The 12,452-nt window shown below is 63.1% G+C and carries 12 protein-coding genes and 1 riboswitch; of the genes, 10 read left to right on the plus strand and 2 right to left on the minus strand.

The window, feature by feature from the left end; translation table 11 throughout:
• The first annotated feature begins 99 nt into the window (after positions 1 to 99).
• Together BLV09_RS31215 and BLV09_RS31220 are read left to right on the plus strand one after the other, a co-directional pair.
• A complete protein-coding gene (locus tag BLV09_RS31215) occupies positions 100 to 303 on the plus strand; it encodes a tautomerase family protein (RefSeq protein ID WP_146690139.1) in 204 nt (67 codons plus the stop codon).
• 173 nt (positions 304 to 476) lie between these two features.
• Entirely contained in the window at positions 477 to 872 is a 396-nt protein-coding gene (locus tag BLV09_RS31220) for a thioesterase family protein (RefSeq protein WP_146691383.1), read from the plus strand.
• 36 nt (positions 873 to 908) lie between these two features.
• On the opposite strand, the gene proC is transcribed toward BLV09_RS31220, so the two are convergent.
• Together proC and BLV09_RS31230 are read right to left on the minus strand one after the other, a co-directional pair.
• Positions 909 to 1,748, minus strand: coding sequence for a pyrroline-5-carboxylate reductase (gene proC / locus BLV09_RS31225; protein WP_146690140.1), 840 nt, complete (start codon positions 1,746 to 1,748; stop codon positions 909 to 911).
• Between the two features lie 170 nt (positions 1,749 to 1,918).
• On the minus strand, positions 1,919 to 2,419 hold the full coding sequence (locus BLV09_RS31230; RefSeq protein WP_100386071.1) for a YbjN domain-containing protein: 501 nt from the start codon (positions 2,417 to 2,419) through the stop codon (positions 1,919 to 1,921).
• Between the two features lie 505 nt (positions 2,420 to 2,924).
• Here BLV09_RS31230 and BLV09_RS31235 point away from each other — a divergent pair.
• The 8 genes from BLV09_RS31235 (at position 2,925) to BLV09_RS31270 (ending at position 12,448) form a co-directional block, all read left to right on the plus strand.
• Positions 2,925 to 3,755, plus strand: coding sequence for an LON peptidase substrate-binding domain-containing protein (locus BLV09_RS31235; protein ID WP_146690141.1), 831 nt, complete (start codon positions 2,925 to 2,927; stop codon positions 3,753 to 3,755).
• Between the two features lie 109 nt (positions 3,756 to 3,864).
• Positions 3,865 to 4,013, plus strand: a riboswitch (FMN riboswitch).
• Between the two features lie 73 nt (positions 4,014 to 4,086).
• A complete protein-coding gene (locus BLV09_RS31240) occupies positions 4,087 to 4,650 on the plus strand; it encodes a 6,7-dimethyl-8-ribityllumazine synthase (RefSeq protein WP_146690142.1) in 564 nt (187 codons plus the stop codon).
• A 215-nt stretch (positions 4,651 to 4,865) separates the two neighbouring features.
• On the plus strand, positions 4,866 to 6,083 hold the full coding sequence (locus tag BLV09_RS31245) for an MHYT domain-containing protein (RefSeq protein WP_146690143.1): 1,218 nt from the start codon (positions 4,866 to 4,868) through the stop codon (positions 6,081 to 6,083).
• A 333-nt stretch (positions 6,084 to 6,416) separates the two neighbouring features.
• A complete protein-coding gene (locus BLV09_RS31250; RefSeq protein ID WP_146690144.1) occupies positions 6,417 to 7,280 on the plus strand; it encodes an FAD binding domain-containing protein in 864 nt (287 codons plus the stop codon).
• A 10-nt stretch (positions 7,281 to 7,290) separates the two neighbouring features.
• A complete protein-coding gene (locus BLV09_RS31255) occupies positions 7,291 to 7,791 on the plus strand; it encodes a (2Fe-2S)-binding protein (protein WP_146690145.1) in 501 nt (166 codons plus the stop codon).
• Positions 7,788 to 10,208 (plus strand): aerobic carbon-monoxide dehydrogenase large subunit, encoded by a 2,421-nt coding sequence (locus tag BLV09_RS31260; protein ID WP_146690146.1) that lies wholly within the window; start codon positions 7,788 to 7,790, stop codon positions 10,206 to 10,208. The genes BLV09_RS31255 and BLV09_RS31260 overlap by 4 nt, the downstream gene beginning before the upstream one ends.
• A gap of 159 nt (positions 10,209 to 10,367) precedes the next feature.
• Positions 10,368 to 11,240: an AAA family ATPase gene (locus tag BLV09_RS31265; RefSeq protein WP_146690147.1), complete on the plus strand. Its 873-nt coding sequence runs from the start codon at positions 10,368 to 10,370 to the stop codon at positions 11,238 to 11,240.
• Positions 11,237 to 12,448 carry a vWA domain-containing protein gene (locus BLV09_RS31270; protein WP_146690148.1) on the plus strand — a complete coding sequence of 404 codons (1,212 nt, stop codon included), beginning with the start codon at positions 11,237 to 11,239 and terminating at the stop codon, positions 12,446 to 12,448. Before BLV09_RS31265 ends, BLV09_RS31270 begins: the two co-directional genes overlap by 4 nt.
• Positions 12,449 to 12,452 lie beyond the last annotated feature (4 nt).

Genomic DNA, 12,452 nt, shown 5'->3' on the forward strand with positions numbered 1-12,452 from the left:
GCGGATGATGATGACAGTGCAAGATGTAAGCGTTTGCGCTTCACGGCGCAAAGCAGATCGTGGTTTTGGCAAGTCGCAAGAGCAAAGGGAGAGACTAGGATGCCTGAGATTACCGTGAGCATGGCCTATGGCCGCACCGACGAACAGAAGGCCGGCATGATGCGCGACATCACGCAAGCGCTGGTGAAGAACCTCGGCGTCGACGCCGATGCCGTCGTGATCCAGATCAACGAAGCGCCGCTGGCGCACAAGATGAAGGGTGGCAAGACGTTTGTCGAACGCGCCGCCGCGGCGAAGAAGTAGTTCAGCTCTCACCACATCGTCGTCCCCGCGAAAGCGTGACAGAGCGAAATAGCATCGTCATTCCGGGGCGCGCGCAGCGCGAACCCGGAATCTCGAACTAACAATCTCTGGATTCCGGGTCCACGCGAAGACGCGTGTCCTGGAATGACAGCGACCACCCACCAGGGCTCAATATGGACGCGCGCGACGCCATCAAGATCGGCATGAGTGCTGAGCGCATGCTGGTGGTGCCGGCGGATCGCACCGTCGGGCATTTCGTTCCCGACATGCCGATGGTCTATGCGACGCCGATGATGATCCTGGAGATGGAGATGGCGTCGGCGGATGCCATCGCTCCGCATCTCGAAACTGGCTGGATCACGCTCGGCACCGAAGTCGACATCCGCCATCTGGCCGCGACGCTGGTCGGTGGGCGCGTTCGTACCACCGCCAAGGTGATCGCGGTGGAGCGCCGGGTGATCCGTTTCGAGGTCGAGGCCTTCAACGACAAGCGCAGGATCGGCGAAGGCCGTCACGCCCGCGGTCTCGTCAACGCCGCAACTTTTATGAAGCAGCTCGGCGCGGGTTAATGAGGCCGTAAATACCACCGTCCTCAGGATGAGGAATCACTTCGCCAGTTCTTTCGATCGCTTCGTTGCCGCCGCGACCGCGCGCGTCAGCAGCGATTGCATGCCGTCCGGTCCCATCAATATTTCCAGCGCCGCCGCCGTGGTACCGCCGGGCGACGTCACGTTCTGGCGCAGGGTCGCCGAGGGCGTTTCCATGCGATGCAGCAACTCGCCGGACCCGGCGACGGTTTCGCGCGCGAGCTTGGTCGCGAGCTCCGCAGGCAGACCGGCCGCGACGCCGGCGCGTGCGAGTTCTTCCGCCAGCAAGAAAACGTAGGCCGGACCGGAGCCAGAGACGGCGGTCACCGCATCCATCAATTGCTCGTCATCGGTCCACTCGACCGATCCGGTGGCACGCAACAGCGCGTCGGCGACCGCGCGCTGTTGAGCGCTGACATTGCCCGCGGCCACCGCCACGGTGATGCCGCGGCCGATCGCGGCCGGCGTGTTGGGCATGGCGCGAACCACCGCGCCGCCGCAGATCTCCGATATCGAGGCGATCGTCGTGCCCGCCATGATCGAGACGACGAGCGTGGACGATCCGACGAACTCCTTTAGCGCTGTTCCCGCCTCGCGAAACGATTGCGGCTTCACCGCGACCACCAGCGCGCCAATGGCGCCGGCGTCCTTTGCCGATGGGTTGAGACGAACGCCTCTTTTGACGAGCAGGTTGATCTCGTCGGAGGGGTGCGGCTCGATCACGACGGCGCGTCTGGCCTCCAACCCTCCGCCGAGCCAGCCCAACAGCAGCGCACCGCCCATCTTGCCCGCGCCCGCAAGCACGATGGTACCGTTGATTTGTCCAAGCTGTTGAGCGGTGGTGACTGACGGCGACATTGAAGACACTTTCTCGTCGTCCCGGCGCACGCCGGGACCCAACCGTCAGCGGTTCTAGTGAAGCGCAGGAAAGGCCACAAGCACTTTGCTTGAACGCCGGCGACACGGCGCGGGCGGCGCCCGCGTGTTCGCGCTGACGAACCAAACATGCCAGACTTGTGGCGAGCGCCTTACGCCTCGCCCTCGGTGTCGAACATCGCGGCGCTCATGGCTTCGGCCGCGGTCTTGCCGGCCCAGACCACGAACTGGAGCGCCGGATAATAACGTTCGCAGGCGTGGATGGCGCCGACCAGCATGGTCTCGCATTGCGCGGTCGAGGCGGTGATCCCGCCGGGCAGTACCAGCGCCTGCCGGTACATGATCATGCCGGTATGGGTCCAGATATCGAAGTGCCCGACCCACAATTGCTCGTTGATGGCCGCGATCAGCCGCTGCACTTCGGCGCGCCGCGGAACGGGAATCTTCATGTCGAAGGCACACGCCAGATGCAGCGCCTCGATCTCGTTCATCCAGGTGAAGGATAGCTGGTAATCGGTCCAGTTACCCTTGGACACGATCGTTACTTCGTCTTCGCCGGAGCGTTCGAACGACCAGTTATTATCGGCCGCAATATCCTCGACCACCGCGAGCGGATTGTTCGGGGAATCGATGATGCCTTCGAGGAGGGACATGCCGTCTCGACCTTACTTTTTTGATTATGCTGATACGCACGAAGGGACTGGCCGCGCTTCTGGGTGATGCGCCGCTGTCGACTGCCGTCCCCCCGAACGCCCTGGGTTCCTGCCAGCGTGAAGTGATGTGATTTGCGGAATCGGCGCAACCGCACCCCGAGTCCGTCCACAGGCAAAGCGCCGCTCGTCCACAGGTCTTCGCACGACCTAATTATTAAGATGAGAACAAACCGGAATCGGATTCCCGCGGATCGAGTCCGGCGCGCCACCTTCGCCCCCGGCGGGTCTGAATCAGGCCGTCTTAATGGCTAATTTTGCGGATCGTGATTGACAGCGCCGTTTTCCAGGGCGCATATTTTCAGCCGGGTGGATACGGCCCGCTGCTTGCGCCCCTTTGAGGGTACGGTGAACGTATCGAGCCGCTTCAGGCACCCTTTGCCCGAGCGAACGAGTCAGTAACGCAAGCACCTGACATTCCTCGTTCGCCAATGCAGAGGACGATCCCATGCGCGATTTCCGCGACGCTAAGGCTATGGCGCAAACCCTGCGCGAAGCCTTGAAGACCAAATCCGTTTCCCTCTCTCACAGCGAGAGCCTGGAACTGGTCGCCAAGACGTTTGGTTTCCCCGACTGGAATTTTCTAGCCGCAAGGATTCAGGCAAGCCAGCCGGCGTTTCATTCATCCGTGACGCCGGCACCCCTCAACGTTCTTACGCCCGTGTCAGGTGGGGCGGGTATCCCGATCGTGCCGATGCGGGATCTTGTGCTTTTTCCGCAGATGGTAGCGCCAATCTTCGTCGGGCGGGATAAAACCAGACGCGCCATAGCGCGCGCCATATCGACGGACAGCCGCGTTCTGGTGGTCACGCAACGGCGCGCGGCTGACGACGATCCCACGCTCGATGCCCTCTATTCGGTGGGCGTTATGGCGAGCGTGATTCATCGCGCGACGCTGTTGGACGGAACCCTCAAGCTTTTCGTCTCCGGCCTCGAACGCACGGCGATCATTGGCCCTGTCGAGGAAGAATTCCTTGCGGCCGAGGTCGCGCCTTTCGAAGAGACCCGCGGCCACACGGCGGAGGCAGAGGCTCTGTTTCTCGCTGTTCTCGACGCTTACCAGATATGGGCAAACCTAGATTTATCCGCCATGCCACAGGGGCCACAGGCCCGTTTGCAACTCCCGAGCATCGGAGAACCGGGCGGGTTAGCCGATGCAGTCGCTCCGTTGCTGTCGATCGGGATCGACAGGAAGCAGCAGCTCCTTGAAACGGGTGACGTGGTCGCGCGGCTTGAAGCGATCCTCGAACTCATGAAAGCCAGCCAGCACGCGGCCTAGGCCGCCCTGTTCCGTTGGCATGGGGACATGCTGATTCCCGATGCCAAAGGTGCTTGCTGGGATGTCGGCAACACGCCATATTTACTCTCAGGTTGCTCAGCCGAGCAGCCGATGTTCTCAGGGCGGGGTGAAAGTCCCCACCGGCGGTAAGGGTGAAAAAGCCCAAGCCCGCGAGCGCCTTCTTCTCCCGAGGAAGGGTCAGCAGATTCGGTGCAATTCCGAAGCCGACGGTTAAAGTCCGGATGAAAGAGAACGGTTGCGGCAGCCCGCGCAGTTTCGCGTGGCGGTGTCGTTCCGTGTGCCCTGATTCTGGTCCTGAAAGAGGAAAGCCATGAATCAGATGTTGCAAGAAGCTGAAGTCTCCGAACTAAAAAACTCTCCCGAAACGCCCGACCGTCCGGTCGTGCCCACGCACCCGCGATTTACAAAGCCGCAGCGGATCGCGTTCGTGCAAGCGTCCTGGCACCGCGAAGTGGTCGAGGAGTGCCGGATTGCATTCTTGGGCGAGATCGAGGCGCGCGGGATTGCGCGCGCGCAGGTCGATTTGTTCGAGGTGCCGGGCTCCTTTGAGATCCCGCTGCATGCTCAGCTGCTCGCCAAGACCCGGCGCTACACCGCGATCGTGGCCGCAGGTCTCGTGGTCGATGGCGGCATCTATCGCCACGAATTTGTCGCGGACACCGTCATCAAGGCGCTGATGGACGTGCAGTTGCGCACCGAGGTGCCGGTGTTCTCGGCGGTGTTGACACCGCAGCAATTCCACGAGAGCGCCGTGCATGTCGAGTTCTTCCGCAAGCATTTCGTCATCAAGGGGGTCGAGGTCGCCGAAGCCTGTGCCAGCACACTGCACAGCCTCGAGCGGCTGCGTGGCCAGGTCGCGGCGGGGATTGTGTAGATCCCCCTAGCGTTTTGAGCGAAGCCTGCCCCGCACGCAGATAGCGGGGCAGGTACAGGTTCGCGTCAGGAAAACGCGCCAAAACAAAAAATTGAGCCTCGATCCGATTCAATCAGGATCGAGGCCACTTTCGGCCGATTGTCATTTCCACCGCCGCGCCTATAAACTTAGGCCGGGAGGAGGCACGCCCGTGACGACGGGCGGCCGAGACGATCATGTTCGAAGGACACGATCCCTATCTCGTCGCGCTCTCGGTGGTGATCGCGATTCTGGGAGGATACACCGGCTTCGGCCTCGCCGCGCGCATCCGCGGGACGCCGGACGCTAGTCATCGCTTGCTGCTGGCGGGAGCGGCGGGCTTCCTTGCGGTCGGCATCTGGACCATGCATTTCGTCGGCATGCTGGCGGCGCCGCTGCCGGCCGGCACCGTCTATCTGGTGCTTCCGACCATCGTTTCGTTCCTGATCTGCGCGCTGGTCGTCGGGATTTCGCTGTTCTTCGTCAGCGTCGGCGAACCGTCGCTGATGCGCGTGATCTCGTCGGCCGTGCTGCTCGGGCTCGGCATCGCCAGCATGCATTATGTCGGCATGCACGGGCTGTCCGGCGGTTTTGCGATGGAGCATGACGCCACGATGGTCGTGCTGTCGGTCGCAATCGCGATTGCCGCGGCCTATGGCGGCCTACGCGCATTCCTCGCGCGGCAGGGCGGCGTGCAATTGGTCCTGAGTGCGGTCGCGTTCGGTGTCGCGGTATCGGGCATGCACTATACGGCCATGTTGGGCATGCACATCGCGCCGCCGTCCGGGGAATCGCATCATCACATCGAAGGTTTGGCTGCATCGCCGCAAATTTTGTCGCTGGTGGTAGCGCTGCTGTGTTTCGTCATTGCCGCGGGCTTCCTGTTGTCGCTGGTGCCGGATCCGCGCAGGAAGGCGCTGGCGCTCTCAGCCGACAGGACGGCCCCGGTTGCGGAGACGGCCAGTCTCGAGGCCGACGTTCCCTCAATCGAGGCGCCGGTGGCCCCGGCCGGCGCGCGGATGCGGCCGACGCCGCTCGGCGGTCTTGGCCAGCCGCCCCGTGCCGCTCCGGCGCCACGGCTTCCGGTCGAAGGCGCCGACGGCACGCACTTCATCGATTCCGCCGATATTCGCAGCGTCCGGGCCGATGCCCACTACACCAAGGTCCATGACGGCACCCGCGAACGCATGTGTCCGTGGTCGATCTCGGAGGCCGAAGCGCAGCTCGATCCCGGGCTGTTCCTCCGAGTGCACCGCAGCCATATCGTGGCGATCCCGCATGTCACGTTCGTTCGCAAGGAAGGGGACGGCGCGGTGATCGAACTCGATGGCCCGTCGCCCCATCGGGTGCCGGTGAGCCGCGCCAAGATCGCCGAGGTCAAGGCACGGCTCGGTCTCGCCAGGCGCCACGCCTGATCCGGATTGGCCTTTCGTTAAATCGGCGAATACGCGAGCTGTTCATCTTTCCCGCTCAAGCGGAGAGAAGGAGAACGACGCCCATTAGCCCAGTCGCAACCAATTAGGTCGGCAAGACTGACGCATTTCGTGCGTACGAAAACGCATTTCGTGTGAATTTTCTGCCCTTGTGACCCCGTGGTCGCCGCCATCTTGCGCGTCAACGTTTCCGGGCAGAGCGTCCCATTAACGTCTGCGCCCCTCGCGCGTATTCCGCAAAACCGGACACCGGTTTTGCGACCGGATACACGCCAAACCAACCAAGAGGGCGCCAAAGGACGAATGGAGGAGACGATGATTCCTGGTCCATTCAATTATCACCGGCCCGCGACCGTGGCCGATGCGGTCAAATTACTGGCAACGCTCGGCGACGACGCCCGCCCTCTGGCCGGTGGCCACAGCCTGGTTCCGATGATGAAGCTTCGGCTCGCCACACCAGAGCATCTGGTGGATCTGCACGGGGTCGATGGGCTGAAGGGCTTCCGCCGCGATGGAAGCCAGATCGTCATCGGTGCGATGACCACCCAGCATGAATTGCTGGCGTCGGACGAAATTGCGAAATCGCTGCCGATCCTGCAGGAGACCGCGCTGTTGATCGCCGACCCGCAGGTGCGCTACCGCGGCACCATTGGTGGCAATGTCGCCAATGGCGATCCCGGCAACGACATGCCGGCGCTGATGATGACGCTGGATGCAAGCTACCGGCTCGAAGGGGCCTCCGGCGCCCGCGACATTGCTGCTTCCGAATTTTATCAGGGCGCCTATTTCACCGCGCTCGAGCCAGGCGAACTGCTGACCTCGGTTTCAATTCCGGTGCCCGCTGCCGGTCACGGCTACGCCTATGAAAAGCTGAAACGCAAGGTCGGCGATTACGCCACCGCGGCGGCGGCCGTGGTGCTGACGATGTCCGGCGGCAAGGTGGCAAGCTGTTCGATCGGCCTCACCAATCTGCACGAAACGCCGCTGCTGGCGGCGGAGGCGGCGCAGGCCGTGATCGGCACCAGCCTCGATGCGGCGACTCTGAAGAAAGCCGCCACCGCGGCAGAAGCGATCATGTCGCCGGCCGCGGATGCCCGCGGTCCGGTCGAGTACCGCAAGCATGTTGGCGGCATCATGGTGATGCGGGCGCTTCTGCGCGCCGCGGCTCGGGCAAGTTAGGGAGGGGCAAATGGCGAAAACCCATGTGACCATGAAGGTGAACGGCGCCGAGGTCGAAGGCCTCGTCGAACCGCGCACGCTGCTGGTGCATTTCATCCGCGAAAACCTGGCGATGACCGGCACCCATATCGGCTGCGAGACCACGCATTGCGGCGCCTGCACCGTCGATCTCGACGGCATGTCGGTGAAGAGCTGCACGGTGTTCGCGGTGCAGGCCAACGGCTCCGATATCATCACCATCGAAGGCGTGGCGAATGCCGACGGATCGCTCTCCGCGCTGCAGGAAGGCTTCCGCATGATGCACGGCCTGCAATGCGGCTTCTGCACGCCCGGCATGATCGTGCGTGCGCAGCGATTGCTGAAGGAAAATCCGTCGCCGACGGAGGCTGAAATCCGGATGGGCATCTCGGGCAATATCTGCCGCTGCACCGGCTACCAGAACATCGTCAAGGCAATTCAATATGCGGCCGCCAAGATCAACGGCGTCGAACTCCAGGAGGCTGCGGAATGAACGACATGACTCCCACGCGGGAACAACGCGAAGCCAAGCTCGAGGGCATGGGTTGCAAGCGCAAGCGCGTCGAAGATATCCGCTTCACCCAGGGCAGGGGCAATTACGTAGACGACGTCAAGCTGCCAGGCATGCTGCACGGCGATTTCGTCCGCTCGCCGCATGCCCATGCGCGCGTGAAATCCATCAATTCGGAGGAAGCGCTGAAGGTGCCGGGCGTGCTGGCGGTGATCACCGCCGAAACGCTCAAGACCGTCAACCTCGCCTGGATGCCGACCCTGGCCGGCGACGTGCAGATGGTGCTGGCCGACGGCAAGGTGCTGTTCCAGAATCAGGAGGTCGCGTTTGTGGTCGCGACCGACCGCTACGCGGCCGATGACGGCATCAATAAAGTGGTGGTCGAGTATGAAGCGCTGCCGCCGCTGGTCGATCCGTTCAAGGCGATGGACGCCGATGCGCCGGTGCTGCGCGAGGACCTTGCCGGCAAGACTACCGGCGCGCACGGTCCGCGCAAGCATCACAACCACATCTTCGAGTGGACCGTCGGCGACAAGGATTTGACCGACGCGGCCTTCCGCAAGGCGGAGGTGACGATCAAGGAGATGATCTCCTATCATCGCACCCATCCGTCGCCGCTGGAGACCTGCCAGTGCGTCTGTTCGTTCGACAAGATCAAGGGCGAGCTGACGATCTGGGGCACCTTCCAGGCGCCGCATGTGATCCGCACCGTGGTGGCGCTGATCGCCAAAATTCCGGAACACAAGATCCACGTGATTGCGCCCGACATCGGCGGCGGTTTTGGCAACAAGGTCGGCGCCTATCCCGGTTACATCTGTGCCGCGGTGGCCTCGATCGTCACCGGCAAGCCGGTCAAATGGGTCGAGGACCGCATCGAGAACCTGACCGCGACCTCGTTTGCGCGCGACTATCACATGACGACCGAGATCGCCGCGACCAAGGACGGCAAGGTCACGGGCTTGCGCGTCCATGTGCTGGCCGATCACGGCGCGTTCGATGCCTGCGCCGATCCGTCGAAATGGCCGGCGGGCTTTTTCAACATCGTCACGGGTTCCTATGACTTCCCGACCGCGCATCTGGCGGTCGACGGCGTCTACACCAACAAGGCGCCGGGCGGCGTCGCCTATCGCTGCTCGTTCCGGGTGACGGAAGCGGCGTACTGCATCGAGCGCGGAATGGACATTCTGGCGCAGAAGCTCGGGATGGATCCGGCCGAGCTGCGGCTGAAGAATTTCATCAAGCCGGAGCAGTTCCCGTATCACTCCGCGCTGGGCTGGGAATATGATTCCGGCGATTACCACACCGCCATGCGCAAGATGATGGAGTCGGTCGACTATGCCGGCCTGCGCAAGGAGCAGACGGAACGACGCGCGGCGTTCAAGCGCGGCGAGACCCGCGAGATCATGGGCCTCGGCGTATCGTTCTTCACCGAGATCGTCGGCGCAGGTCCGTCGAAGAATTGCGACATCCTGGGCATTGCGATGTTCGATTCCTGCGAAATCCGCATGCATCCGACCGGCGCGGGCATTGCCCGGGTCGGCTCGAAGAGCCAGGGCCAGGGCCACGAGACGACCTGGGCGCAGATCATCGCCACCGAGATCGGTATTCCGGCCGACGACATCATGGTCGAGGAAGGCAATACCGACACCGCGCCTTACGGGCTCGGCACCTACGGCTCGCGTTCGACGCCGGTCGCGGGTGCGGCGATCGCGATGGCCGCGCGCAAGATCAGGGCCAAGGCGCAGATGATCGCAGCCTACAAACTCGAGGTGCATGAAGACGACCTCGAATGGGACATCGACGGCTTCCGCGTCAAGGGTCTCCCTGAGAAGGCGATGTCGATGAAGGACATCTGCTGGGCGGCCTACAACTCGGTGCCGCCGGGCATGGAGCCGGGCCTGGAGGCGGTGAGCTATTACGATCCGCCGAACATGACCTATCCGTTCGGCGCCTATATCTGCGTGATGAACATCGACGTCGATACCGGGGTCTACAAGGTCCGGCGCTTTTACGCGCTGGACGACTGCGGCACCCGCATCAACCCGATGATCATCGAGGGCCAGGTGCATGGCGGACTGACCGAAGCCTTCGCGATCGCGATGGGCCAGGAGATCCGCTACGACGACGAAGGCAACGTCGTGACCGGTTCGTTCATGGATTTCTTCATGCCGACCGCGGTCGAGACCCCGCACTGGGAAACCGACTTCACCGTCACGCCGTCGCCGCACCACCCGATCGGCGCCAAGGGCGTCGGCGAGAGCCCCAATGTCGGCGGCGTGCCGGCGTTCTCCAACGCCGTCAACGATGCGTTTTCGTTCCTCGGCTCGACGCACATCCAGATGCCGCATGATTACTGGCGCAACTGGCGGGCAGCGAAGAATTTGGGAGTGTTTGCGTAGCGTTGTTGCCCGCTGCCGTCATTTCGGGATGGCGCGCAAGCACCAGACCTCAGATGCGCAATTGCGCATCGGGGAATCTCGAGATTCTCAGGTACGCAATTGCGTACCTGGGTTCGTCGCTGCCGCGACGCCCCGGAATGACTGAAGGTTTGATAGAAGATGAAAGACCGTAACGAGATAGCGCAAGCCCTGGCGGCAAGCGGCTACATTGCTGACGGTGAGCTGTCGACTGCGATCTCGATGATGCAACTGCTCAAGCGGCCGTTGTTGCTGGAAGGCGAAGCCGGCGTCGGCAAAACCGAAGTCGCCAAGGCGCTGGCGTCCGTGCACGCGACCGAACTGATCCGCTTGCAATGCTACGAGGGGCTGGATCAATCGGCCGCGCTGTACGAATGGAATTACCAGCGGCAATTGCTGTCGATCCAGGCGCATCGCGGCGAGAACGCGGACGCGGTCGAGGACCAGATCTTCTCCGAGAAATATCTGCTGGAGCGGCCGCTGCTGGCCGCGATCCGCCGCGATAAGCCGCCGGTGCTGCTGATCGACGAAATCGATCGTGCCGACGATGAGTTCGAGGCGTTCCTGCTCGAACTCCTGTCTGACTTTCAGGTCTCGATTCCTGAACTGGGCACGATTTCCGCCATTACGATTCCGCACGTCGTTCTGACCTCGAACGGCACCCGCGAACTCTCCGATGCGCTGCGCCGCCGCTGCCTCTATCACTATGTCGATTATCCCGACACCGATCGCGAGGCGCGCATCATCATGGCGCGGATATCAGGCGCCAGCGCCTCGCTGTCGCTGCAGATCGCACGCATGGTCGAAGGCATTCGCAAGGAAGAGCTGCGCAAGGTCCCGGGTGTCGCCGAGACGCTGGACTGGGCGGCGGCGCTGGTCGGCATCGACGTGCGCGACCTGCACGACGCGCCGGAGACGGTGCATGAAACCATGATGTGTCTGCTCAAGACGCATGAGGACAAGTCACGGGTGACGCGCGAGGTCACGCAACGGTTGCTGGGGAAGGTCGCATGAGCTGCTGCGGCAACAGCCCGGGATATGACGAAATCGACGAGGTCTCGCGGCTGGTCTCGGCAAAGCTCGCGGCGTTTCTCAAGACCCTGCGCGACAACGCCTTTGCGGTCGGCCTGCAGGAAGGCCGCGACGCTGCCGCCTTGATGGCAGGGGGCTATGCCGAAAAGCCCGGCTTGTTGCGTTCCGCGTTCAAGCATCTGTTCTCGGCGCGCAAATCCGACTGGGAAAAATTCGACGGGCTGTTCGACGCGTTCTGGCTCGGCAAGCGGGTGCGGTCGCGATCGATGACATCAGGCTCGGCCAAGTCGGCCAACAATCCCTCCTTGAAGGGCCTGCCGAACAATCATCCAGAGCAACGCAGCGGCAGTGACACGGCGATGGACCAGATCCCGTCCGCCGCCGACGCGCCCGGCGAGCGTGACGGCGAGGGTCGGATGGAGGGCGCCTCCGTGGCCTCCAATCTTGCCGAGGTCGATTTCCGGAAAATGGCCGAGCCCGGGCAGATCGAAGAAGCGCATATGGCGGCAGCGCGGTTAGCGCGGGCCATGCGGACGCGGCTGACCCGCCGCGATCTGGCGCGACGCCGCGGTTACCGGCTCGATTTGCGCCGGACCATTCACAGCAATATCAGCCATGGCGGTGTCCCGATCAGCCTGGTCAAACGCCAGCGCAAGGAAAAGCCGCTGCGTCTCGTCATGCTGCTCGATGCCTCCGGCTCGATGAGCATGTACACCGGCGTCTTCCTTCGCTTCATTCACGGCGTGCTGGATGAATTCAGGCAGGCCGAGGCGTTCCTGTTCCACACCCGGCTTGCGCATGTGTCCGACGCGATGAAGGAAAAGGATGCGGCGCGCGCGCTCGATCGGCTGTCGATCATGGCGCATGGTGCGGGCGGCGGCACCAGGATCGGCGAGAGCCTGCAGACTTTCAACCGTTGGCATGCGGCGCGCGTGATCCATTCCCGCACCTGCGTGATGATCGTGTCCGACGGCTACGAGACCGGCGACGCCGCGCTGCTTGGCCGCGAAATGGCAGCGCTTGGCCGGCGCTGCCGCCGCATCGTCTGGCTCAATCCGATGATGGCGTGGGAGGGCTACACCCCCGTTGCGGCCGGCATCAAGGCGGCGCTGCCGCATGTCGATCTCTATGCGCCGGCCAATACGCTCAAAAGCCTGACCGCGCTCGAACCTTATCTGGCGAAGCTCTGATGGG

Source organism: Bradyrhizobium canariense, assembly GCF_900105125.1.
Lineage (GTDB): Bacteria > Pseudomonadota > Alphaproteobacteria > Rhizobiales > Xanthobacteraceae > Bradyrhizobium > Bradyrhizobium canariense_A.

Coding starts and splice junctions, on each gene's coding strand:
- BLV09_RS31260 (WP_146690146.1), top strand. CDS start 7,788: ATGAACGACATGACTCCCACGCGGGAACAACGCGAAGCCAAGCTCGAG.
- BLV09_RS31245 (WP_146690143.1), top strand. CDS start 4,866: ATGTTCGAAGGACACGATCCCTATCTCGTCGCGCTCTCGGTGGTGATC.
- BLV09_RS31255 (WP_146690145.1), top strand. CDS start 7,291: ATGGCGAAAACCCATGTGACCATGAAGGTGAACGGCGCCGAGGTCGAA.
- proC (WP_146690140.1), bottom strand. CDS start 1,748: ATGTCGCCGTCAGTCACCACCGCTCAACAGCTTGGACAAATCAACGGT.
- BLV09_RS31220 (WP_146691383.1), top strand. CDS start 477: ATGGACGCGCGCGACGCCATCAAGATCGGCATGAGTGCTGAGCGCATG.
- BLV09_RS31230 (WP_100386071.1), bottom strand. CDS start 2,419: ATGTCCCTCCTCGAAGGCATCATCGATTCCCCGAACAATCCGCTCGCG.
- BLV09_RS31270 (WP_146690148.1), top strand. CDS start 11,237: ATGAGCTGCTGCGGCAACAGCCCGGGATATGACGAAATCGACGAGGTC.
- BLV09_RS31250 (WP_146690144.1), top strand. CDS start 6,417: ATGATTCCTGGTCCATTCAATTATCACCGGCCCGCGACCGTGGCCGAT.
- BLV09_RS31215 (WP_146690139.1), top strand. CDS start 100: ATGCCTGAGATTACCGTGAGCATGGCCTATGGCCGCACCGACGAACAG.
- BLV09_RS31265 (WP_146690147.1), top strand. CDS start 10,368: ATGAAAGACCGTAACGAGATAGCGCAAGCCCTGGCGGCAAGCGGCTAC.
- BLV09_RS31240 (WP_146690142.1), top strand. CDS start 4,087: ATGAATCAGATGTTGCAAGAAGCTGAAGTCTCCGAACTAAAAAACTCT.
- BLV09_RS31235 (WP_146690141.1), top strand. CDS start 2,925: ATGCGCGATTTCCGCGACGCTAAGGCTATGGCGCAAACCCTGCGCGAA.